The sequence below is a fragment of the Sinomonas notoginsengisoli genome (assembly GCF_021554725.1).
GTDB lineage: Bacteria > Actinomycetota > Actinomycetes > Actinomycetales > Micrococcaceae > Sinomonas > Sinomonas notoginsengisoli.
This window is the reverse complement of sequence record NZ_JAIZDP010000002.1, coordinates 392733-413868: the sequence shown is the minus strand read 5'-3', so window position 1 is coordinate 413868 and position 21136 is coordinate 392733. Positions and strand designations below refer to the sequence as shown.

22 protein-coding genes are annotated in these 21136 nt (G+C 68.8%); 10 read left to right on the top strand and 12 right to left on the bottom strand.

The genetic code is table 11. From position 1 onward, the window contains the following. The first annotated feature begins 297 nt into the window (after positions 1–297). The 3 genes from LF262_RS07510 to LF262_RS07500 all read left to right on the top strand — a co-directional run bounded on the left by LF262_RS07510 (position 298) and on the right by LF262_RS07500 (position 3289). On the top strand, positions 298–618 hold the full coding sequence (locus LF262_RS07510) for a metal-sensitive transcriptional regulator (protein WP_235779659.1): 321 nt from the start codon (positions 298–300) through the stop codon (positions 616–618). 64 nt (positions 619–682) lie between these two features. Beyond that, positions 683–913, top strand: a complete 231-nt coding sequence (locus LF262_RS07505) for a heavy-metal-associated domain-containing protein (RefSeq protein WP_235779658.1) — start codon at positions 683–685, stop codon at positions 911–913. A 3-nt stretch (positions 914–916) separates the two neighbouring features. Next, positions 917–3289 (top strand): heavy metal translocating P-type ATPase, encoded by a 2373-nt coding sequence (locus tag LF262_RS07500; RefSeq protein WP_235779657.1) that lies wholly within the window; start codon positions 917–919, stop codon positions 3287–3289. Positions 3290–3304: 15 nt separating this feature from the next. Here the strand turns inward: LF262_RS07500 and LF262_RS07495 are convergent, their stop codons facing one another. Then, positions 3305–3577, bottom strand: a complete 273-nt coding sequence (locus LF262_RS07495; RefSeq protein WP_235779656.1) for a DUF2277 domain-containing protein — start codon at positions 3575–3577, stop codon at positions 3305–3307. Positions 3578–3586: 9 nt separating this feature from the next. Next, a complete protein-coding gene (locus LF262_RS07490; RefSeq protein ID WP_235779655.1) occupies positions 3587–4612 on the bottom strand; it encodes an EamA family transporter in 1026 nt (341 codons plus the stop codon). Positions 4613–4693: 81 nt separating this feature from the next. Between LF262_RS07490 and LF262_RS07485 the strand changes: the two genes are divergently transcribed. Then, positions 4694–5239 carry a CGNR zinc finger domain-containing protein gene (locus tag LF262_RS07485; protein WP_235779654.1) on the top strand — a complete coding sequence of 182 codons (546 nt, stop codon included), beginning with the start codon at positions 4694–4696 and terminating at the stop codon, positions 5237–5239. 19 nt (positions 5240–5258) lie between these two features. On the opposite strand, the gene LF262_RS07480 is transcribed toward LF262_RS07485, so the two are convergent. The 3 genes from LF262_RS07480 to LF262_RS07470 form a co-directional block, all read right to left on the bottom strand. Then, positions 5259–5657 (bottom strand): hypothetical protein, encoded by a 399-nt coding sequence (locus LF262_RS07480; RefSeq protein WP_235779653.1) that lies wholly within the window; start codon positions 5655–5657, stop codon positions 5259–5261. 76 nt (positions 5658–5733) lie between these two features. Further along, positions 5734–6363 carry a hypothetical protein gene (locus tag LF262_RS07475; protein WP_235779652.1) on the bottom strand — a complete coding sequence of 210 codons (630 nt, stop codon included), beginning with the start codon at positions 6361–6363 and terminating at the stop codon, positions 5734–5736. 57 nt (positions 6364–6420) lie between these two features. Next, complete coding sequence (locus LF262_RS07470) at positions 6421–7788, bottom strand: MATE family efflux transporter (protein WP_235779651.1); 1368 nt, start codon at positions 7786–7788, stop codon at positions 6421–6423. Positions 7789–7879: 91 nt separating this feature from the next. On the opposite strand from LF262_RS07470, the gene LF262_RS07465 reads away from it, so the two are divergent. The 5 genes from LF262_RS07465 (at position 7880) to LF262_RS07445 (ending at position 12921) form a co-directional block, all read left to right on the top strand. Continuing rightward, positions 7880–9481 carry an MFS transporter gene (locus LF262_RS07465; RefSeq protein ID WP_308190506.1) on the top strand — a complete coding sequence of 534 codons (1602 nt, stop codon included), beginning with the start codon at positions 7880–7882 and terminating at the stop codon, positions 9479–9481. Continuing rightward, positions 9478–10071 carry an acyl-CoA-like ligand-binding transcription factor gene (locus LF262_RS07460; protein ID WP_235779649.1) on the top strand — a complete coding sequence of 198 codons (594 nt, stop codon included), beginning with the start codon at positions 9478–9480 and terminating at the stop codon, positions 10069–10071. Before LF262_RS07465 ends, LF262_RS07460 begins: the two co-directional genes overlap by 4 nt. 73 nt (positions 10072–10144) lie before the next feature. Then, positions 10145–10711, top strand: a complete 567-nt coding sequence (locus LF262_RS07455) for a TetR family transcriptional regulator (RefSeq protein WP_235779648.1) — start codon at positions 10145–10147, stop codon at positions 10709–10711. Then, the gene (locus LF262_RS07450; RefSeq protein WP_235779647.1) at positions 10711–12000 is read left to right on the top strand and encodes a glycosyltransferase; all 1290 of its coding nucleotides are present in this window, start codon (positions 10711–10713) and stop codon (positions 11998–12000) included. The genes LF262_RS07455 and LF262_RS07450 overlap by 1 nt, the downstream gene beginning before the upstream one ends. 117 nt (positions 12001–12117) lie before the next feature. Continuing rightward, on the top strand, positions 12118–12921 hold the full coding sequence (locus LF262_RS07445; RefSeq protein ID WP_235779646.1) for a class I SAM-dependent methyltransferase: 804 nt from the start codon (positions 12118–12120) through the stop codon (positions 12919–12921). A 124-nt stretch (positions 12922–13045) separates the two neighbouring features. Here the strand turns inward: LF262_RS07445 and LF262_RS07440 are convergent, their stop codons facing one another. The 3 genes from LF262_RS07440 to dnaB all read right to left on the bottom strand — a co-directional run bounded on the left by LF262_RS07440 (position 13046) and on the right by dnaB (position 17108). After that, entirely contained in the window at positions 13046–14482 is a 1437-nt protein-coding gene (locus tag LF262_RS07440) for an amino acid permease (RefSeq protein ID WP_235779645.1), read from the bottom strand. Positions 14483–14944: 462 nt separating this feature from the next. Beyond that, positions 14945–15427 carry an NAD(P)H-binding protein gene (locus LF262_RS07435; RefSeq protein WP_235779644.1) on the bottom strand — a complete coding sequence of 161 codons (483 nt, stop codon included), beginning with the start codon at positions 15425–15427 and terminating at the stop codon, positions 14945–14947. A 301-nt stretch (positions 15428–15728) separates the two neighbouring features. Next, positions 15729–17108: a replicative DNA helicase gene (dnaB, locus tag LF262_RS07430; RefSeq protein ID WP_235779643.1), complete on the bottom strand. Its 1380-nt coding sequence runs from the start codon at positions 17106–17108 to the stop codon at positions 15729–15731. Between the two features lie 490 nt (positions 17109–17598). Here dnaB and LF262_RS07425 point away from each other — a divergent pair, with 490 nt between their 5' ends. Then, positions 17599–18255, top strand: a complete 657-nt coding sequence (locus LF262_RS07425; protein WP_235779642.1) for a hypothetical protein — start codon at positions 17599–17601, stop codon at positions 18253–18255. Positions 18256–18271: 16 nt separating this feature from the next. Here the strand turns inward: LF262_RS07425 and LF262_RS07420 are convergent, their stop codons facing one another. The 4 genes from LF262_RS07420 to rpsR form a co-directional block, all read right to left on the bottom strand. Next, positions 18272–19429 carry a dipeptidase gene (locus LF262_RS07420; protein ID WP_235779641.1) on the bottom strand — a complete coding sequence of 386 codons (1158 nt, stop codon included), beginning with the start codon at positions 19427–19429 and terminating at the stop codon, positions 18272–18274. Between the two features lie 92 nt (positions 19430–19521). Next, a complete protein-coding gene (locus LF262_RS07415) occupies positions 19522–20214 on the bottom strand; it encodes a CE1759 family FMN reductase (protein WP_235779640.1) in 693 nt (230 codons plus the stop codon). 159 nt (positions 20215–20373) lie between these two features. Beyond that, positions 20374–20826 (bottom strand): 50S ribosomal protein L9, encoded by a 453-nt coding sequence (gene rplI, locus LF262_RS07410; RefSeq protein ID WP_235779639.1) that lies wholly within the window; start codon positions 20824–20826, stop codon positions 20374–20376. 17 nt (positions 20827–20843) lie between these two features. Beyond that, positions 20844–21083, bottom strand: a complete 240-nt coding sequence (gene rpsR, locus LF262_RS07405) for a 30S ribosomal protein S18 (protein WP_026820365.1) — start codon at positions 21081–21083, stop codon at positions 20844–20846. Between the last annotated feature and the right edge of the window lie 53 nt (positions 21084–21136).

The window sequence follows — 21136 nt, the reverse complement described above, 5'->3', positions numbered from 1 at the left end:
CGAATTCGCTTTCTCCAAATCCCGATCACTCAGGAGGTGAATGTTGAATTCGACGCGATCTCCGCTTTCCAAGCACAGCGAACTGCTGCCTTTTGAGCGGATTTCTCAGGGGTTCGGCCGCCTGGCTGATCCGCGATGTCCTCGCGGTCGCTCCAGCGACTCAGGATACGATACCGGCTGGCAGCCCTTCGGCCAAATTGCGGGGGCGTGCGCTTGGACACACGCCCGGCGATACCCCCACGGGGTACTTGACGCATACCCTGGGCGGGTATAAGTTTCGGTGGTATGGAGAACGCTATGGAGTCCCCCGGCCACCCGGGACCGCCCTACGGCTACACCGCGGACAAGGAAGCGTACCTCCGACGCCTCCGGCGGATCGAGGGCCAGGTCCGGGGGATTGCCCGCATGGTTGAGGAGGACAAGTACTGCATCGACATCCTCACGCAGGTCTCCGCAGTGACGAAGGCCCTGCACGCCGTGAGCCTCGGCCTCGTCGAAGAGCACATCGGACACTGTGTAGTGGGCGCGGCCAGCGAGCCCGACCCTCAGAAGCGAACGGACGAGATCGACGCCAAGGTCAAGGAGGCCACCGATGCCATCGGACGACTGCTGCGGTAGCTCAGGCTGCTGCGCGAGCAAGTCAACCCTGCACATCGAGAACACCAACCCCGGGAGCAGCACCATGACTCACTTCACCACCACCGTGCATGTCGACGGGATGACCTGCGGCCATTGCGTCGCCTCGGTCACCGAGGAGATCGAATCGATCGACGGCGTGGACGGAGTCACGATCGACCTCAACGCCGGCGGCATCTCCGAAGTGACGGTCAACTCGGACCGCAAGCTCAAGCACGAATCCATCAGCGAGGCCGTCGCGGAGGCGGGCTACGTCATGGTGGACAACAACGCATAGGGCATGGATCTCCAGGGAACCGCGGATCTTCCCCGCGTCGTAGAGCTCGACATCGAGGGAATGACATGCGCCTCGTGCGTCAACCGGGTCGAACGGAAGCTGGGCAAGATCGGTGGCGTCCACGCGTCAGTCAACCTGCCCCTCGAGTCGGCGCGGGTCGAGGTGCCCGCCGGGGTGAGCGACGAGGAACTGCTCTCCACCGTCGCCGCGGCCGGCTACAGCGCCCGCGTCAAGGCCGGCTACAGCGCCGCCTCAGGGGTCGGGGCGCACGAGGCCGACCACACGGCGTCGTCCGCTGGCGTCACCGCCGTGGGCCCACCCGAGGCGGAAGCGGAACTCGGCCACGCGCCCTCGTCCGCGCCAGGACCCGAGCCCCAACAGCACCGAAACAGGGTCGACGTCCTGCTCCCCCGCCTCGTGGTCGCGGCGGCACTGACCACGCCGGTGCTGCTCATCTCGATGGTGCCGGCGGCCCAGTTCATGCACTGGGGCTGGTGGGTCGCGGCACTCGCGCTGCCGGTCGTGACGTGGTCGGCGTGGCCGTTCCACCGTGCCGCAGCCATCAACGCCCGGCACGGCGGCTCTACCATGGACACGCTCGTCTCGATCGGCGTCACGGCCGCGTACGTCTACTCGCTCGTGGAGCTCCTCCTCGACCCGGGGACGACCGAGCACCCCGGCATGGACATGTCCGGTTCCGGCGGCCTGTACTTCGAGACGGCCGCCGTGGTCACGACCTTCCTCCTGCTGGGGCGCTGGCTCGAGGCCCGGGCGAAATCCCAGGCGGGCGATGCCCTGCGCTCGCTCCTGGACCGCGGTGCCAAGCGTGCGACAGTCCTGCGTGGCGGCGTGGAAGCCGAGATCCCTGCGGACCAGTTGGTTCCCGGAACCCTGTTCGTGGTCCGGCCGGGCGAGAAGATCGCGACGGACGGGGTAGTCCGCGAGGGCGCCTCGGCGGTCGACGCCTCCCTCGTCACCGGCGAGTCCGTTCCGGTCGAGGTGACGGCGGGCTCAGCCGTGACCGGTGCGACCGTGAACACCTCCGGCCGCCTGGTGGTCGAGGCGATGCGGGTCGGGTCTGACACGACGCTCGCCGCGATGGCCCGCCTCGTCTCCGAGGCACAGACGGGCAAGGCTCCGATCGCGCGCCTCGCGGACAGGATCAGCGGCGTGTTCGTGCCGGTTGTCCTCGTGATCGCGGCCCTCACGTTCGTGCTGTGGCTCGTGGTCAGCGGCTCGCTCCCGTCCGCGTTCACGGCGGCCGTGGCGGTACTGGTGATCGCCTGTCCGTGCGCGTTGGGGCTCGCGACTCCGGTGGGGCTGCTTGCCGGCAGCGGGCGCGGCTCGCAGCTTGGGATCCTCATCCGTGGCCCGCAGGTCCTTGAGGACACGCGTGCCGTGAACACGATCGTGCTCGACAAGACGGGAACGGTCACCACCGGACGCCTCGCACTCGACACCGTGGACACTTTCGGCAGTTGGGACCGCGAGGGCCTACTCCGGCTCGCGGGCTCGGTGGAGTCCGCGAGTGAGCATCCGCTCGCCCAGGCGATCGTTGCCGCTGCGCGGACTGCTCCGGACGCGAGCGGCGGAGGGGCGCACGACGGCGCGCAGCTGCCCGCCGTCGTCGGCTTCCGGTCCGCCCCGGGTGGCGGCGTGGAGGGGACGGTCGAGGGGCACGAGGTGCTCGTGGGCCGGACAGACTGGATCGTGGAGCGGCTCGGGCAGGCTCCGGGCAGCGGTGAGACCGCGCGGTTCGCCGCGCGCGAGGAGGACGGTGCGACGGCGGTGTGGATCGCGGCAGACGGCCAGCTCGCCGGGATCCTAGCCTTGCGGGACACCGTCAAGGCCGGCTCCGCGGACGGGATCGCGCGGCTCAAGGGCCTCGGACTGACGCCGGTGCTGCTCACCGGGGACAATCAGGCCGTCGCCTCCCGGGTAGCCGTCGAGATCGGGATCGCTCCTGAGGACGTGTTCGCCGGCGTCCGGCCGGAGGGGAAGGTTGAGGCAGTCAAACGCCTGCAGGCCAATGGGGCACGGGTGGCGATGGCCGGTGACGGCGTCAACGATGCCGCCGCGCTCGCGCAGGCAGACCTGGGGATTGCCATGGGGTCGGGCACCGATGTTGCCCGCGAGGCTGCCGACCTCACCGTCATGGGCGACGACCTGGGCCAAGTCGCCACGGCGATCGAGCTCTCGCGGAAGACCCTGAGCATCATCAAGGCCAACCTGTTCTGGGCCTTCTTCTACAACGCGATCGGCATCCCGGTCGCGGCGCTCGGCCTGCTCAACCCCATGATCGCCGGGGCGGCGATGGCCGCGAGCTCGGTGCTCGTGGTCACGAACTCGCTGCGTCTCACCCGGTTCAAGCGGTAGCGCAGGGCTGCCGTCCTAGACGGTGCCGAAGCGGACGGCTGCCCGGGCCTTCGCCTTGGCAGCCTCGGCCTCGCGGCTGCGGGGCGGTGCCGTGGTCACGAGGTCCTCGAGCAGATGTGCGGTGATGTGCGCGATCTCAGCGACCGCCCGGTTGAAGGCCTCCTCGTTGGCCTTGGAGGGATGCGTGCTCCCGCTCACCTTGCGCACGTACTGCAGCGCGGCGGCGTGCACTTCATCGCTTGTGGCGTAGGGCTCGAAGTTGTGCAGGACTTTGATGTTGCGGCACATGCGTCAAGGCTACGCGGAGCCCTCGACAACGGGGAGGGCCCCGGTGGCAAGGTCGGCCGCAGGAAGGGCCTCGGGCGCGCTGTCGGGGATCACGGCCCGCGCCGCGGACCCCACCGCCCGGAGCTCGTCGGTGCGGACCATGACCACGCCTCCGACGATGAGCGCGCCACCGAGGAACTGCATCGGCCCCGGGACGTCGCCGATCATGATCCAGGAGGCGATGACCGAGAAGAGCACCTCCGTGAGCGAGACGAAGCTCGCGACCTTCGAGCCCAGGCGCTGCGTGCCGATGATCCCGAAGGTGTAGGCGATGACCGCGGCGACGAGGGTGATGCCCAGGAGCGGCAGGAGCCAGGACACCTCGCTTCTCAGGAGCGTGACGCTGCCGAACGTGCCCGCGATGGGAAGCAGGCCCACCACCGCGAGGGCGCCGATGGTCGGGGCGCCGAACACCATCCCGCCGGCCACCGTGACGAAGGGCGGCAGGACGCCGTCGGACTTCGCGGAGAGCACGAAGTACACCGCGAGGCACACGGCCGCGGCGACGCCCCAGACGACCCCGACCGGATCGACCTGCTGGGCACCCAGAAGGTTCAGCACGAGCACGAGGCCGAGCATCGCGGTGACAGTGCCGAGCATCGTGAGCGTGCCGGGGCGGCGGTGGGTGCGCAGCCACACCCAGGCGACGAGGATGATCGGCGCGAGGTACTCGAGCATGAGGGCGACCGGCGGGCTCATGCGCGCCACCGCATTGAAGTAGAAGAACTGGCACAGGGCGATCGCGACCGAGCCGTAGGCCGCCATGAGCGCCACGCCCCCGCGGAGCCGGGACCACTGGCCGCGCATCATCCATGCGGCGGGGATGACCATGATGAGTGCGGCGAGGCCGATGCGTCCGCCGACGACAGCCCCGGGCGTCCAGCCCGCCTCGAGGAGGGACTTGCCCAAGGGCCCCGAGATGCCGAAGGTCGCGGCGGACAGCAGGGCGAACACGAGTCCGGATGCGGACCGATTCTCAGACAGCTTTGACAGCACAGGGCACCTCCCACAGATGTTGTCATGGGTCAACCGGGGTTATGGTAATGACAGTAGAGGTCGGACCGGTCAGGAGTCAACGTGATCTTCGCCCATGACACCGAGGTGGCGCTCCGGAGCGTCGTCAATCTCGTGAACACGCTCGACTCCGAGCGCGGCGAGCTGCTCGCGAGCGGAGCCGACCTCGACCGCTTCCTCGCCGAAGAGGAGTTCTCGGGCTCCCGTGCGCACGACGCCGCGGAGTTGGCTGCCGTCCGCACGCTGCGGTCCCGCCTGCGGAGCCTCTGGGATGCGACGGAGGAGGACGCGGTAGACCTCGTGAACGCGCTTCTGGCCGAGGCCGAGGCGCTCCCGCAGCTCGTCCGGCACGACCATTGGGACTGGCACCTGCACGCCACGACGCCAGAAGCACCGCTCGCTGACCGGATGGGCACCGAGGCCGCGATGGCCTTCGTGGACGTGATCCGCTCGCGGGAGCTGGACCGGCTGCGCATCTGCGCGGCAGACGACTGCGAGGCCGTGCTGATCGACCTGTCGAAGAACCGGTCGAAGCGCTACTGCGACACGGGCAACTGCGCCAACAGGGCGCACGTGCGGGCCTACCGGGAGCGCAAGGCGGCGAGCTAGAGCGGCCCGCGCGGGCGGCTCAGGCCGCGCCGTCGGCCTTGTCGTCGCGGCGTGCCTCGTCCGCCTCGGCATCAGTGGCCTCCGGCGCCTCGGTTTCCGACTCTGGATCCTCGGCCCCCGGCTTGGGTCTCTCCGCCCCTCCACGCTTCAGGCGGTCGGCAGAGCGGAGATTGACGCCGTCGCCGCGTCCGAGGTGCTCGGCATTCTCCTTGTAGCTCATGGACAGCATCGCGGCGAAGACCAGGCACACGATGAACGCAATGCCGAAGGCCGCGAACGCGAGGTCGTAGCGGAGCCCGCGGTCCGTGCCCCCCGACGCTGCGAAGAGCACCACGAGGAAGGCGACGACTCCGAAGAATGCGGAGAACATGAGCGGGCCCTTGATCCCGACGCGGGGACCGCGCGGCGTATCAGACATGGGCCCTCCTCAAGCGGCCGTGATGTGGTGGAATGCTTCTACGCGCTGCTTCTACGCGCAGTAGAACGCATCAATTCTAGGCTACGCGGGCCGCGCCCGGAGAATCCTGCCTCAGGCTCAGGCCGGCGATCGCGAGCAGCACCCCGGTGATGATGGCAGCCCCGCCCGCAACACCGAGCAGCGCGTGGACCCCGAGGCCTAGGAAGAACGGCAGGAGGGCCCCCGCTCCGAGATGGACTGCACCGGTGATCACCTCGTCGCGCGCGAGAGGACTCCGGCGCCGGCCAGCGATCCCGGACGCAAGGTCAGCGGCCCCGGTGAGTGCGAGGGCGATGGCCCCGCCGATCCCGATCGTGGACGGTTCAGGCGCGGCGCCGAGGCCCAGCCCCAGCGCGGCGGCGAGTCCGTACGCGACGGAGGCGACGATCCGCAGGGTGGCGCTGGGCCGGGCCCCGGGGTCAGCGGAGAGTCCTTGCTGGCGGAGGAGCCAGGCCCGCGCCACGGCGAGCCCCACGAAGTAGGCAGCGAAGCACCATGCCGCACCGCCCGCACTCGGCGCTCCCCAGAAGACCGTCACGGCGCCGAAGGCGAGGGCCACGAGGGCACGCAGCAGCACCGGGCTGGCGAAAGCGCGCTGGCCTTCGACTGCCGGCGAGCGCGTCCCGTCGGAAGCGCTGGGCCAAGGGGTGGAGGGGGTCTCGGGCACTCGTCAAGTCTACGCGGCGCCGGGTTGGCGGATTCCAGCAGCAAGTGAATGCATCGGTCAATGGGCGCCGAGGATCATCCACGCCTCCGCACGCGCGCGCACGCCGAGGGTGAGGGCCCGGGCCAGCATGTACCCGCCGGCAAACGCCCCCCACAGCCACGCCAGGCCAGCCGCGCCGCCTACCCCAGACACCCCGACCCATGCGAGCAGCGGCCCGTAGACGACGAGGTTGAGCACGCCCGCGATCGCGAGGTACCGGGCGTCCCCGGCGCCGATGAGCACCCCGTCGAGCACGAACACGTACCCGCACACCGGCTGGCTCGCGGCCAGCACGAGAAGCGCAGGCAGGAGGGCCTCGTGCACGTGGCGGTCAGGGGTGAACATCCACCCGATCCAGGGCGCCGATGCCGCGAGCACTGCGCCCGTCAGCAGGCCGTAGCCGAGCGACCACCGCACCATCGTGCGGGTGAGTTCGCGTGCACGGGGGCCGTGGGAGGCCCCGAGTTCCTTGCCGATGAGCGCCTGGGCGGCGATCGCGAGAGCATCGAGCGCGAAGGCGAGGACATTGAACATCGTCATGGCGAGCTGGTGTGCCGCGAGGTTCGTGGCACCCTGCTGCGCGGCGATGACCACCGTCGCGAAGATCGCTGCCCTGAGGGTGAGGGTGCGCAACATGAGCCATGAGCCGACGTGCGCGGCGGCGAGGACTCCCCGGCGGCTTGGACCGATCCCGACGCCCTCGTGCCGCATGCGGCGCAGGACAATCCCCAGGTACACCGCCGCCATGCCGAGCTGGGCGACGCTCGTCCCGATCGCCGAGCCGGCGATGCCCCAGTCGAGGCCGTAGACGAACAGCAGGTTCAAGAGGATGTTCGCCGTGAAGCCGACGCTCGCCACGACGAGCGGAGTCCGGGTGTCCTGGAGTCCGCGCAGCGCGCCGGTCCCGGCGAACACGAGCAGCATTCCCACGAGACCGGGCATGGACCACACGAGGTAGTCGACCGCGTAGCCGTGCACGGCCGGGGGTCCGCCCAGCAAGCCGACTACCCAGGGAGCCGTCACCCAGCCGAGCGCCGCGAGGGCGAGGCCGAGCAGCAGTGCCAGCCACGCGCCGTCGCGCGCGGCAGACATCGCGTGGCCCATCTTCCCCGCGCCAAGGAACCGCGCCACGGCGGGCCCCGTGCCGTAGGCGAGGAACACCATGAGGCCGACGCCCGTCTGGAGCACCGTGGTGGCGAGGCCGAGGCCGGCGAGCTGGTCCACGCCGAGGTGCCCCACGATGGCGGAGTCGGCGAGGAGGAACAGCGGCTCGGCGATGAGTGCGAAGAACGCGGGCACGGCAAGGCGCAGGATCTCGCGGGAGGTCGAGCCAAGGCGCAGGCGGGGACCGCCGGGCCAGACGTGAACGCGTTCCCCCTGTTCCATGCGAACCACTGTAGGCGGTGCCTCCGACACTCGAATTCAGGGAGACACAACCACTTGACAGTTACAGGATTTTGATAGCTACTATCTATTCATCGGAACGTTCAAGAATGCCTCGACGGCGGCCCCCCTCGCGGCCGCCACGCAGCCCCGTCGGTGGTGGATCCTCGCTGCGCTTGCCCTCTCCCTCCTCGTGGTCGGGCTCGATGCGACGGTGCTCAACGTCGCCCTGAGCGACATCTCCCGCGACCTCGGTGCCAGCACCACCGAACTGCAGTGGATCGTCAACGGTTACACGCTCACATCTGCCGTGCTCCTCATCCCGGCCGGGATGCTCGGCGACCGGATCGGACGGCGTACCGTGCTCACCACCGGCCTCGCAGTATTCGTCGTGGCAAGCGCGATCGGCGCCTTCGCCACCACGTCCGCCGAGCTCATCGTGGCCCGGACGGTCATGGGCATCGGCGCCGGGGCCGTCTTCCCGCTGTCCATGTCCATCATCCCGACCGTCTTCGCGCCGAAGGAGCGCGGCAAGGCCGTCGCCGCGCTCACCGCGGCCATGGGAGTCGGCATGCCGCTCGGCCCCCTCGTGGGCGGGTGGCTTCTGGACAACTACTGGTGGGGTTCCACCCTGCTCATCAACGTGCCCACCGTGGCGGTCGCCCTCATCGCCGGGTTCACGCTCATCCCGAACTCGAAGGACTCCGGAAGCTCGCGCTTCGACCTCGCCGGCATGCTGCTGACCATCGCGGGCCTCGCCGGGATCGTCTACGGCGTCACCCAAGTGCCGGTCGACGGGTGGGATTCGTGGTCCGTGCTCGCCCCGCTCGTGGGCGGCGCGGCGCTGCTCGGCGCGTTCGCCTTCGTCGAGCGGCGCGCGGCAGCGCCGCTCATGGACCGGCGCATCATCAAGAACCCAATGTTCGTGTGGCCCACCGTCACCACGGCCCTCACCTCGTTCGTCATGATGGGCCTGTTGTTCGCCCTGCCGCTGTACATGCAGGCGTTCCTTGGCGACTCGGCGCTGGTCACCGGACTCAAGCTCATGCCCATGATGGTGGCGCTCGTCCTGGGCTCCGTGGTGGGCACCCGGCTCGCACCTGCCCTCGGCCTGCGCGTGATGGTCAGCGCGGGGATCGCCATCTCGGCAGTGGGCTTCGTGATCCTGCTGTTCCTCACGCCGACCTCCGACTACTGGCCGCTGCTCAGCGCGCTCCTGGTCACGGGGTTCGGCTTCGGCATCGCGATGCCGCCAGCCATGACGGCCATGCTCGATGCGCTGCCCGACGGCATCCAGAGCACGGGCACGGCGGTCAACCTGTCCGTCAAGCAGACCGTCGGCGCGCTCGGCGTCGCGATCCTGGGGAGCATCCTGACCGCGGCATACCGCGCGGGGATGGATGCACCGACCGCGCACCTGCCGGCTGCCGCGGCCGACGCCGCGCACGACTCGCTCGGCGGAGCCATGGCCGTTGCCTCCCGGCTCGGGCCCGGGCCCGCGGGCAGCGCTCTCAAGGTGGCGGCCGGGACGGCCTACCTCGACGGCGTGCACCTCGTGAGCCTCGTGAGCCTCGCCGCGGCCATCCTCATCGCGGTGGCGATGGCGCTGGTCCTGCCGGCGCGGCACCAGGGCGAGCACACGGCGTCGCCCGCCCCAGCGCCCTCCCCGCCGAAGGCTGGCAAGATGAGTTCATGACAGAACCCGGTCTGCGCGAACGCAAGAAGGCCAAGACACGGCGCCTCATCCAGGATGTGGCGCTGCGTCTCTTCGTCGAGCAAGGGTACGACGCCACGACTGTCGAGCAGATCGCGGCCAAGGCCGAGGTCTCCCCGAGCACGTTCTTCCGGTACTACCCGACCAAAGAGGACGTGGTCCTCGAGGACGAGTACGACCCGACGCTCATCGCGGAGATCGAGAAGGTTCCGCCCGAGGTCGGGGTGGTGGGAGCGTTCCGGGCAGCGGTGCGGGTCGGGTTCGCCTCGTTCTACGACCGGGACCGGGAGCTGCTCCTCGAGCGGATGAGGCTCGCGTTCACGACGCCCGCCCTGCGGAATCGGATCCTGGCTGCCAACCACGAGATCGGCCACACGTTCGGGGGCGCCATAGCGCGGAGGCTCGGAATCGACGAGGACGACCCCCGGCTGAGGGTCGCAGCCGGAGCGCTCATGGGCGCCCTGACCGCCGTGCTCGAACAGTGGCTGGCCGACGACGGCAAGAGCGACCTCCCGGCCATGATGGACGAGGCCCTGGCGCTCCTCGAGGCCGGATTCAAGATCGAGCACTGAGGGCTGGACGCGGCACATATTTAGCGTTAACGTGATTAACGTGAAATATGAGGCTGAAACGCGGCCTTACGTGATGACGAAGCGAGCCGAGGCCACCGCGGCCACGGCCCGGAAGATCGCCGAATCCGCGCTCGCGCTCTTCATCGAGCGGCCGCTGAGCCAGCTCACGCTCGCCGCGGTGGCCGAGTGCGCCGGAGTGACGGTCCAGACCGTGCTGCGCCACTTCGGCGACTGGGACGGCGTCCTCGCGGGCGCAGGGACACTCGCCAGCTCCAGCGTGAACACCCTTCGGGACGCTGCCCCCGTGGGCGATCTCGCCGGGGCAGTCGCAAATCTCGCCGAGCACTACGAGCGGGACGCCACACTCTCACTGCGGGTACTCGCGGAGGAACCCAACTCCGAGCTGATCGCTGAGGCTGCCCGCCGCGGCCGCGACTACCACCGTGCGTGGTGCGAGCGCGTGTTCGCGCCCTATCTCAAAGGGCTGGGCGGCGCCGAACGCGAGCGCCGGCTGGCCCAATTCGTCGCCGTGTGCGACGTCTACGTCTACAAGCTCCTCCGGCACGACGCCCGGCTGGGCCGCGAGGCGTACACCCGCTCGGTCATCGAGCTCCTCGAGCCCCTCACGCGGAGGCCGTAATGTCCACCATCCTTGCCTACACCTCCCCCGCCATGGGCCATCTCTTCCCCATGACGCCCGTCCTGCTCGAGCTCGCGCGCCGAGGCCATCAGGTGCATGTGCGCACGCTTGCCTCCCAGGTCGGCATCCTGCGCGGCCTGGGGCTCGCGGCGGAGCCCATCGACCCCAGGATCGAGGCCATCACGCACCACGACTTCACCGTAAAGGGGCCGATCAAGGCGCTCGCGGCCAGCGTCGACGTGTTCGTCCGCCGCGGCGCCCTCGACGGGCCCGACATGGCAGCGGCGCTCGAGGACATCGAACCCGACCTGGCCATCGTCGACTTCAACGCGTGGGGAGCCACGTGTGCAGCGACCGCGCACGGAGGACCCTGGGCGTCCGTCTGCCCCTACACGCCACCAATGGGCTCGCGCGGCGTGCCACCATTCGGTCCCGGCCTCCTGCCTATGGCGGGGCCACTTGGGAGGGTGCGCGACGCCGTGGTCCGGCGACTCACGATCGGGGCGATCGAGAAGGCCTTCCTGCCATCAATCAACGAAGTGCGCTCCCAGCATGGCCTCGAGGCCGCGCCGACCACCGATGCGTTCTTCCTGGGCACTCCGCTGCTGCTCGTCGCCACCGCGGAGCCGTTCGAGTATCCACGCCCCGACTGGGGCGACAACGTCCGGCTCGTCGGGGCCCTCTCCTGGGAGCCACCGGCCGAGGTGCCCGCGTGGGTCGAGGAACCGGGGGATCCGTTCGTGCTCGTCACCACGTCCTCGGAGTACCAAGCCGATGAGGCGCTCGCCCGGGCCGCCGTGGCAGGGCTGGCCGGGGAACCCTATCGCGTGGTGGTCACGATGCCGGCCGGAGTCGCCGACCTCGGCCCGCTGCCGGCCAATGTCCGCGTCGAGCGGTTCGTGCCGCACTCCGCGGTCCTCGCCCATGCCGCCGCCGTGGTGACGCACGGCGGCATGGGCGCCACCCAGAAGGCACTCAACGCGGGGGTGCCCGCCGTTGTCGTGCCGTGGGGGCGCGACCAGCTCGAGGTCGCCGCACGCGTGGCCCACGCCCGCGCCGGCGTGCGGCTCGGGAAGGCCAGGCTCACACCGGAACGGCTCCGGGACGCCGTCCGCCGCGCCGCAGCGATGGCCGACGGCGCTCGGCGGGTCGCCGCGGGGTACCGCGCTGCGGGAGGGGCTGCTGCAGCGGCCGACGCCGTCGAAAGGCTGGTGCCGGTGCCGACGCTGCAGGCAGATCAACCCAATTCGCAGGCTTCAACCGGCCACGAGGCCGCGGACCGGCCCTGAGCTGTCTCAAAGTGCACGACTCGCGGGCTCAAAGGACACCAGGAGCGCGTGAATGGGGGCGAGTTGTGCACTTTCCGACGCCTAGCGGCAGCCCTGCCGGGGCGCCATACTGATCCCATGCCCGCCGACGCTGCCTTCACCGGCTCCATCCCAGAGCTGTATGAGAGGGTCCTCGTGCCCATGATGTTCCTCGACTTCGCGGAGGATCTCGCGGCAGAGGTAGCGTCCTCGGGCCCTGCCAGCGTGCTCGAAACGGCCGCGGGGACCGGCGTCCTCACGCGCGCGCTGCACCGCGTCCTGCCTGGTGCCACCATCACGGCCACCGACCTGAACCCGGCCATGCTCACTCAGGCCGCGGCCTCCCTGCCGGGTTCCGAGGCGGTGCGCTGGGTCCAGGCGAACGCGCAGGACCTGCCGTTCGAGGATGACGCGTTCGACGCGCTGATGAGCGAGTTCGGCATCATGTTCTTCCCCGACCGGCCGCGCGCCTACGCGGAGGCCCATCGGGTGCTCCGGCCCGGCGGGCGTTTGTGCGCAGCAGTGTGGGGCCCCATCGAGGGCAACGAGGCCGCGCTCGTGGTCGAGCAGGTACTTGAGGAGCTTTTCCCGGGACGGGCGCCCCAGTTCCTGCGGCGTGCGCCGTTCGGGTACACGGACCACACGGTGATCCGCGGCGAGCTCGAGGCCGCGGGGTTCACGGACGTGACGGTCCGCGACGTCGTACACCACAGCGCCCCGGCGTCAGCGCAGCACATCGCACTAGCGCATTGCCAAGCAACCCCACTGGCCAACGAGCTGGCCGAGTCCTACGGGGATCCTGCGAAGATCGCCCAGGACGTGGCCCGCATGCTCGACGCGCGGTTCGGCGGGCAGCCCTTCTCCGGGCTCGTCACGGCGGTCTTCTTCAGCGGCGTCGCCTGAGCGCAGCCGGCGAGCGGCGGCCGGACGCACGACGGCGCGCGGCCGGCCCGCTCGAGCCAGCCGCGCACTGTCGCATGCCGCTCCCAGTCAGCGGCGAGGCTGCCCCTGGGGAGCTCTGCGGTGCTCAGGCGCCGTGGCCATGGGCCTCGGCCTCGACTTCGAGGACCTCGGCCCTGTGCTCGGCCGCGCTGTGGACGTGCGGGCCGACGGGGCCGCGCTGGCGGCGGTACCTGAGCACGCCGACCACAACGACCACGGCCGCGAGACCCACGGAGAGGAACAGCTCGTCCCGCGTGTCGTCGAAGAAGAGCATGCCTACGAGCAGCGCGACGATCGCGATGATGGACGCCCACGTGAGGTACGGGAAGAGCCACATGCGGATCTCGAGCTTGGTGCTGGCGGCATCGGCGCGGCGGCGCAGGATCAACTGCGAGGCCGAGATGACGAGCCACACGAACAGCGCGATCGCTCCGGAGGTGTTGACGAGGAACAGGAAGACCGTGTCGGGCCACAGGTAGTTCAGCCCCACCGTGACGAACCCGACCACGGTCGAGACGAGCACCGATCGGACCGGGACCCCGCGTCCCGAAATGCGGCCCCAGGACTTCGGCGCGTCCCCGCGGGTCGAGAGCGAGAAGATCATGCGACTCGCCGTGTACAGACCGGAGTTGAGGCACGAGAGGACGGATGTCAGCACGACGATGTCCATAATGATGCCAGCGCCGGGGATGCCGAAGCGCTCGATCACGGCCACGTACGGGCTCTTCGCCACGGAGGCGTCGTCCCACGGAAGCAGGGTCACGACGATGGCCATGGAGCCGATGTAGAAGACGAGAATGCGCCACACGGTCGAGTTGACCGCTTTGCGGACCGCGGTGACCGGGTCCGCGGACTCGCCGGCCGCAATCGTGGCGATCTCCGCGCCGAAGAACGAGAAAACGACGACGAGAATGCCAGCGAGCACAGCACCGCTGCCGTTGGGCATGAAGCCACCGTGGCCGAGCAGGTTGGTGGTGCCGGGCGCGGGGAGGCCGGGGATGAGGCCAAGGATCGCGGCGATGCCGGCGATGAGGAAGAGGACGATCGCGGTGACCTTGACCGAGGCGAACCAGAACTCGAACTCGCCGTAGGACTTCACGCTCCACACGTTGGTGAGCGTGAGGGCGACCATGAGCACGAGGGCCCAGATCCACTGGTCGACGCCGGGGAGCCAGCGGTGCATGATCGCAGCGCCCGCGGTGGCCTCGATGCCGAGGACGATGATCCAGAACCACGCGTACAGCCAGCCAATGCTGAAGCCAGACCAGCGCCCGAGGGCCTTGTCCGCATAGGCGGAGAACGAGCCGGTCTCGGGATTCGCAGCGGCCATTTCGCCGAGCATGCGCATCACGAGAATCACGACGACACCTGCCGCCGCATAGGCGACGAGGATGCCGGGGCCAGCTTGGTGGATCGCGGCGCCGGAGCCGACGAAGAGGCCCGCCCCGATGACGCCCGCGATGGCGATCATCGAGAGGTGGCGGGGCTTGAGGGTTTTGTGGAGTTCAGGTTGGGAAGCCATCGGGCTCACTTCCATCGAGGTTTTCAAATGCCGGATTAATGGTGGAGTGAGAACCTCTGTCTGTGCGGTGACTATTGCACAGTCTTTATGCGCCGCTCTCGGTCGACCATCCAAAACCGTTTCACGCTAGACAACGTATGTCTCTGAGGATCACCTTCGAAACCTCACTGCAACGTATCGGAGGCCACGCCACTCCGTGGTCTGCCACACACTTCGGCGAAGTGCGGCCCCTGTTCCGGAGCATCGACCAGGCGCGGCTGCGGTCATCGGGCTACCTTCCGGTCGGTGAGCGCCTGACCTTCAATGGCAACGGCGTCAGCGACCTCCTGGAGAAAGCGCGTGATGTCTCGTCGACGGTCGTCGGGCAGGGCGTCGATGAGACCTTTGACCCGGTGGTCACCGCGGCGGTAGAGGACGCGGAGCTCGTTCGCAGCACCCGAAGAGCGTCGATGACCTCCTGGCTCAACGGCCCGCCTCGGCGCTGGGGATGGGAGAGCTCGCGCGTCGGTCCGTGGTGGGCGAGACGGCCGCGTGGACGTGCTCGTTGGTGTCGAGCTCCGCCAGCATCGCCGCGGCGAGGTCCGCCCGGCTGGTGTAACCCTGAGTTGGGGCATCGGGATCGACCCGGTAGGCAGAACCGTCCGCTGCGTCGTAGAGACGCCCCGGCCGCATGATCGTCCAGTCGATGTCATCGCAGCGACGCAGGTACTCCTCCATCCGCCGCATGTCGGCGTACAGGGTGCGTCCGACCACCTGGCGCAGGAACGGGAACAGCACATGGTCGGCAAACCAGTTGGTGTGCGGCGGCGGGTAGGTCAGACCCGAACTGACGACGACGAGCCGGCGCCCACGGCCACCGGCCCGCAGCCCCTCGACGATGTGTCGGGCGCCTGCCGAGTACACATCGATCGGATGACGCGAGTAGGCAGTCCCCAAGGTAGACAACAACGGCGTCAGCACCGGCCACGGCCTCCGCGACGCCCTCGCCGTTGCTCGTAATATCTGTCAAGAGTCCGTCCCGCGCACTATTCAGGGAGACCTGGGGGCGGATTCGCCGTCCCGGCGCGGCATGAGCGCTCGATGGTCGGGCTCAACGTGGAGGTGGGCTAGCTTGGGTTCTTGCCGAAGACAGACACGCTGGGCCGTCACTGGCAGCGGCGGCGGCCCTTAGGTCCAGCTGCTCCCGACGGTTCGTGTCCGGAGCCTGGACGCAGCAAGGTGTGCTGCAGGCGGCTCCTCCCGGATGTCAGCCTTCGCCGCCCACGTCCGCTGCCATGTTCGCGAAGCGCGAGTAGTGGCCCTGGAATGCCACGACGATGTCCTTGGTGGGGCCGTTGCGGTGCTTGGCCACGAGGATGTCCGCCTCTCCCGCGCGCGGGGACTCCTTGTTGTAGACGTCCTCGCGGTGGAGAAGTACCACCATGTCCGCGTCCTGCTCGATGGAACCGCTTTCTCGCAAATCGGAAATCATGGGCCGCTTGTCCTGGCGCTGCTCGGAGCCACGGTTGAGCTGGGAGAGGGCGACGACGGGGACGTTGAGCTCCTTGGCGAGGAGCTTGAGGGCGCGGGAGAACTCGGACACCTCCTGCTGGCGGCTCTCCACCTTCTTGCCCGAGGTCATGAGCTGGAGGTAGTCGAGGACCACGAGCTTGAGGTCGTGCTGCTGTTTGAGGCGTCGGCACTTGGCGCGGATCTCCATGAGCGACATGTTGGGCGAGTCATCGATGAACAGCGGCGACTCGTTGAGCGGGCCCAGCACCGAGGCGATCTTGGACCACTGGTCGTCCCGCAGCGTCCCGCGGCGGAGGTCCTGCAGCTGAATGGAGGCCTCCGCGCTCATGAGGCGCATCGCGATCTCGTTGCGGCCCATTTCGAGGGAGAAGAAGACGGTGGCCATCTTGTGCTTGATGGCGGCCGAGCGAGCGAAGTCCAGGGCGAACGTGGACTTGCCGACCGCAGGTCGCGCCGCGATGACGATCATCTGCCCCGGATGCAGGCCATGGGTGAGCTCATCGAGCTCGTAGAAGCCGGTGGGGACACCGGTGAGGCCGCCACCGCGGTGGCCTGCGGCCTCGATCTCGTCCATCGCGCCCTCCATGACCTGCGAAAGCGGAATGTAGTCTTCCGCCGCCCGGCGCTCGGCAACGGCGTAGACCTCGGCTTGGGCCTGGTTGACGAGGTCCTCGACCTCACCGTCCTGCCCGTAGCCAAGCTGGACGATCTTGGTCCCTGCGCTGACGAGACGGCGCAGGACGGCGCGCTCCGCCACGATCTCAGCGTAGTATCCGGCGTTCGCGGCCGTCGGGACGGACTGGATCAGCTCATGGAGGTAGGCCGGGCCGCCTACCCGATTGATCTCGCCGCGTTTGGTCAGCTCGTCCGAGACTGTCACGGCATCCGCGGGCTCGCCCTTGCCGTAGAGATCGATGATCGCCTCATAGATCGCCTCGTGCGCGGGACGGTAGAAGTCCACACCCCGCAGCACCTCCACCACGTCCGCGATGGCGTCCTTCGAGAGCATCATGCCCCCGAGCACTGACTGCTCGGCGACGATGTCCTGGGGCGGTGTACGTCCGGCGTCCGAGTCACGGAATGACGGTGCCGAATCGACGTGGGACGTGGACACAGGCAACACCTCGGACGCTTGGCAATCATCCGGGAAGGCAACCCTGCACAGCTCCCCCGGAGGGACGAGCACACCGTATCGGCCCTTACCGACAACCGTGAAGCCCACTGTCCACCCCTACTGTGGACAACGTGTGGGAAACCCATGCTTGGATGTTCGCAGAAGCTGTGGACAACTGTGGAAAACTTTGGGGGGCGTCTCAAAACTCCCTGCTGATCTGCGGAAACGAAGTTGACAAGCTGTGGATCAAAAAAATCTGTCCACAGGAGCAATCCACAGCTCCTAGCGGCCCGGTTTGGCAAACAGATGTGTTCTCATTCATCTACGGCGCATTTGTGTGATCTGTGCCACATATTTATGTGATCCGCAGCACATATCTCGGGTTGAAGTGGCACGGCGATGCGCCTTCAGACATATATGGGTCCCCTCGCGACAGCCGCAGCACAGGCACTACGCTTGAACTGCCCGCTCCGCCTCTCGAGAAGCACCGATGGAAAACCTGCTGCCCCCGCTCCTGATCCTCCTGGTCGTTGCCGCCATAGTCGTCCTAGTGCTCCGTGCAGGCGCGCGGCGCAGCAAGACCTCCCTCGAGAGCGCGCCGACAGCGGGGCCGGACGCCGCAGCGTCGGCTGCCGCCCGGCTCACGGAAGCCCAGCACCGAGCCATCTACTCGCTCATCGCGCGCGGCCTCACCGTCCAGGCGATCGGGGCCTACCGCGAGGCGACGAGTGTAGGCCTCGTGGATGCCCGCAACGCCGTCATCCTCCTGGACCGGTACCCTCAGCCTTTCCGAGGCGACGCGGCCCCGAAAGGGGGAGCTGCACCGCAGCAGCCCACACCGAAGCCGGAGACGCCGGCAGGAACGCGTGGCCAGGGCGGGCGTGCCGAGGCGGTGCCCCCGACGCGCGACGAGCAGCGAACCGGGGCTAACAGGCCGCGGCCACAGCGCTTCCCCTACCGCTACCGCGCGATCGTGAGCAATGGGCGGCAGACCCTCGAGGTCGCGTCCAATATGCTCAACGACGAGATCTACGGCGAGATCAAATCCCTGGCGCAGATCGGGGACGCCGAGGATGCGGCACAGATGCTCCACCGCCACTCGGACATCAGCCTCGAGGATGCCCGCGCCTTCGTCGCGCTGCTCTAGCCGCCCACCTGCGCAGCTAGCCTGCGGAAACCTCGGCCGCCTCGAGGACGCGGAGCGCGTTGCCCCAGCACAGCGCCTCGAGATCCTCCCGCGCCCAGCCCCGCTCGTCCAGTGCGTCGAGCAGCGGGGCGTAGCCGGACACACCGTCCATCCCGACCGGGAGGTCGACGGTCCCGTCGAAGTCGCCGCCGAGCCCGAGGTGCTTCGGGCCGACTACCTCACGGGCATGTTCGAGGTGGCGCACGACGTCGGCAATGGTTGCCTCGGGCGCGGGGTTGGCCACCGACCAGGCGACGAACTCGTCTGCGGCCGCTGGGTCTTCCTCGGGCGCGACGTCGTGGAAGCCCGTGGGGAGGCCCAGCGCCCTGCGGATGTCCCTGACGGCGAGGGCATGCTCTCGGCACGCCTCGGAGACGAACTTCGGAACGAACGTGACCATGAGGATTCCGCCGTTGCCTGGGAGATGCTCGAGCACATGGTCCGGGACGTTGCGCGGGTGGTCGCAGACGGCGCGCGCAGACGAGTGCGAGAAGACCACAGGCTCATGTGTCGCCTCGAGGGCGTCCACCATGGTCCGCGGCGAGACGTGAGAGAGGTCCACGAGCATGCCGACGCGGTTCATCTCGGCCACGACCTCGCGCCCGAACTCCGTCAGCCCAGTGTCCTCGCCGCGCTCCATGGCCGCTCCGGTGGCTGAACAGGCCCAGGGGACATCGTCATTGTGCGTGAGGGTCATGTAGCGCACGCCCAGCCGCGCAAGCATCCGCAGGACGCCCAGTGAGCCGGCGATGCTGTGGCCGCCCTCGGCGCCCATGAGTGAGGCGATCCTGCCCCGCCCGACGGCGGCACGCACCTGGGCGGCCGAGGTCGCCGGCTCGAACGTGCCGGGGTGCGCGGTGACGATGCGGTGCACGCAGTCGATCTGCTCGAGGGTCGCGACGACCGCATCTGCGGGGCCCAGGGTCGAGGGGACGAAGACGGACCAGAACTGGGCTCCGACTCCGCCAGCGCGCAGCCGCGGGATGTCCGTGTGGAGCCGGGGCTGGCCTGCACCGAGCCCCGCCGCGACGACGTCGTACGCGAAATCCTGGCGGAGGGCCCAGGGGAGGTCGTTGTGTCCATCGAAAACGGGGACGGAGACCGGGGCACCGGAAGCACGGGGCGCTGGCTGCATCCCGCCATCGTACGTCTGGAGGCCACCCCCTGATGGCCACCGCGGAAGGTGACCGCCAGGGGATGACCTCCAGACAGTGGGGGAGTGTGCGGCTAAGCGCGCGGTCCGGTCAGATCCGCGAGGAGCTCTTCGAAGGACTTGTCCTCGGGACGGGTGGCGACCTTGGGCAGCGGGGCTCCTGCAGCGGCGCCAGCAGCGCCCACGCCCCCGATTCCATGCTCACGCGAGAGTTCCTGGACGAGCTCGGTCGAGGCGCGCTCGATGCGGGCAGTCAATCCGCCGCTCGCGCGGTCCGCCACAGTGCCATCACCCTGGCCCCAGTCTGTGGGGGCCGCGAACACGGCGGTGGGCAGGATCCTGGTGCGGAGATAGCTGAACAGGGGGCGCATCGCGAAGTCCAGCATGAGGCTGTGGCGTGCAGAGCCACCTGTCGCTGCCAGAAGGACGATCTTGCCCTCGAGTGAGCGCGGCTCGAGGACGTCGATGAACGACTTGAACAGGCCGCTGTAGCTTGACGAGAAGACCGGGCTCACGGCGATGATGGCATCCGCGCGCTCGACTGCGGCGATGGCCTCGGCGAGGTTCGGCGCCGCATATCCCGTGACGAAGTTGTTCGCGATGTCCACCGCGAGGTCACGCAGCTCGAGCGTGGTCACCGCGGGCGCCAGGCCGGCCGCGGGCGCGAGCCTCTCGACGGCGGCGGAGAGCTGGTCTGCGAGCAGGCGGCTCGACGAGGGGACCCCGAGTCCCGCGGAGATGACGACGATGGTGGTGTTCTCTGCCATAGCCCCTGTCTTAGTCGGAGATTCATGCGTTTGCATCTAGTCTCCCCAACACCTCCCCGTGGGAGGGTATTCCCGCAGGCACGGCGAAGGCCCCTTCCACGGATGCGGAAGGGGCCTTCGAGTCCGACCGTCCCCTGCGGGACGGACAGCGCATCGCGACTACTTGGCGGGGACAACCTCGAGGTTGACCACCGCGGAGACCTCGTCGTGCAGGCGCACGGAGACCTCGTACTTGCCGGTGGACTTGATGTGGCCGGGAATGACCACCTTGCGCTTGTCGATGGCGCCCAGGCCAGCGGCCTCGACAGCACCGGCAACGGCCTCGGCGCGGACGGTGCCAAACAGGCGACCCTCCTTGCCGGCCTTGACCTCAAGGCGCACGGGCTTGCCGGCAAGGGCAGCTGCCTGCGCCTGGGCCGCCTCGAGCGTCTTGTGGGCGCGGGCCTCGCGAGCGGCGCGGATCTGCTCGACCTGCTTCTCGCCACCTCGCGTCCACGTGACGGCGAAGCCGCGGGGAAGGAGGTAGTTGCGCGCGTAGCCGTCCTTGACCTCGACGACGTCACCGGCAGAGCCGAGACCAGTCACCTCGTTCGTCAGAATGAGCTTTGCCATGAAATTTGCTTCCCTTCTCAGCCGCGGCCAGCGCCGGAGTAGGGGAGCAGAGCGACCTCACGGGCGTTCTTGATCGCCTGGGCGATCTTGCGCTGCTCCTGCACGGACACGCCGGTCACCCGGCGGGCGCGGATCTTGCCGCGGTCCGAGATGAACTTGCGCAGCAGGGCGACGTCCTTGTAGTCGATGACAGTGATGTCAGCGGCCTTCAAGGGGTTGGACTTTGGTTTCGGCTTACGGATTTCAGCCTTGGCCATCGTGGAGCTCCTTAGTCTCTGGAGCCCGTGGCGGGAGCCACGGGATGGTTGAT

Bases quoted from the DNA above. Each gene is read 5' to 3' on its own strand.
- LF262_RS07510 (WP_235779659.1), top strand. From the start codon at position 298: ATGGAGTCCCCCGGCCACCCGGGACCGCCCTACGGCTACACCGCGGAC.
- LF262_RS07505 (WP_235779658.1), top strand. From the start codon at position 683: ATGACTCACTTCACCACCACCGTGCATGTCGACGGGATGACCTGCGGC.
- LF262_RS07500 (WP_235779657.1), top strand. From the start codon at position 917: ATGGATCTCCAGGGAACCGCGGATCTTCCCCGCGTCGTAGAGCTCGAC.
- LF262_RS07495 (WP_235779656.1), bottom strand. From the start codon at position 3,577: ATGTGCCGCAACATCAAAGTCCTGCACAACTTCGAGCCCTACGCCACA.
- LF262_RS07480 (WP_235779653.1), bottom strand. From the start codon at position 5,657: ATGTCTGATACGCCGCGCGGTCCCCGCGTCGGGATCAAGGGCCCGCTC.
- LF262_RS07470 (WP_235779651.1), bottom strand. From the start codon at position 7,788: ATGGAACAGGGGGAACGCGTTCACGTCTGGCCCGGCGGTCCCCGCCTG.
- LF262_RS07460 (WP_235779649.1), top strand. From the start codon at position 9,478: ATGACAGAACCCGGTCTGCGCGAACGCAAGAAGGCCAAGACACGGCGC.
- LF262_RS07455 (WP_235779648.1), top strand. From the start codon at position 10,145: ATGACGAAGCGAGCCGAGGCCACCGCGGCCACGGCCCGGAAGATCGCC.
- LF262_RS07450 (WP_235779647.1), top strand. From the start codon at position 10,711: ATGTCCACCATCCTTGCCTACACCTCCCCCGCCATGGGCCATCTCTTC.
- LF262_RS07445 (WP_235779646.1), top strand. From the start codon at position 12,118: ATGCCCGCCGACGCTGCCTTCACCGGCTCCATCCCAGAGCTGTATGAG.
- LF262_RS07440 (WP_235779645.1), bottom strand. From the start codon at position 14,482: ATGGCTTCCCAACCTGAACTCCACAAAACCCTCAAGCCCCGCCACCTC.
- LF262_RS07425 (WP_235779642.1), top strand. From the start codon at position 17,599: ATGGAAAACCTGCTGCCCCCGCTCCTGATCCTCCTGGTCGTTGCCGCC.
- LF262_RS07420 (WP_235779641.1), bottom strand. From the start codon at position 19,429: ATGCAGCCAGCGCCCCGTGCTTCCGGTGCCCCGGTCTCCGTCCCCGTT.
- LF262_RS07415 (WP_235779640.1), bottom strand. From the start codon at position 20,214: ATGGCAGAGAACACCACCATCGTCGTCATCTCCGCGGGACTCGGGGTC.
- rplI (WP_235779639.1), bottom strand. From the start codon at position 20,826: ATGGCAAAGCTCATTCTGACGAACGAGGTGACTGGTCTCGGCTCTGCC.
- rpsR (WP_026820365.1), bottom strand. From the start codon at position 21,083: ATGGCCAAGGCTGAAATCCGTAAGCCGAAACCAAAGTCCAACCCCTTG.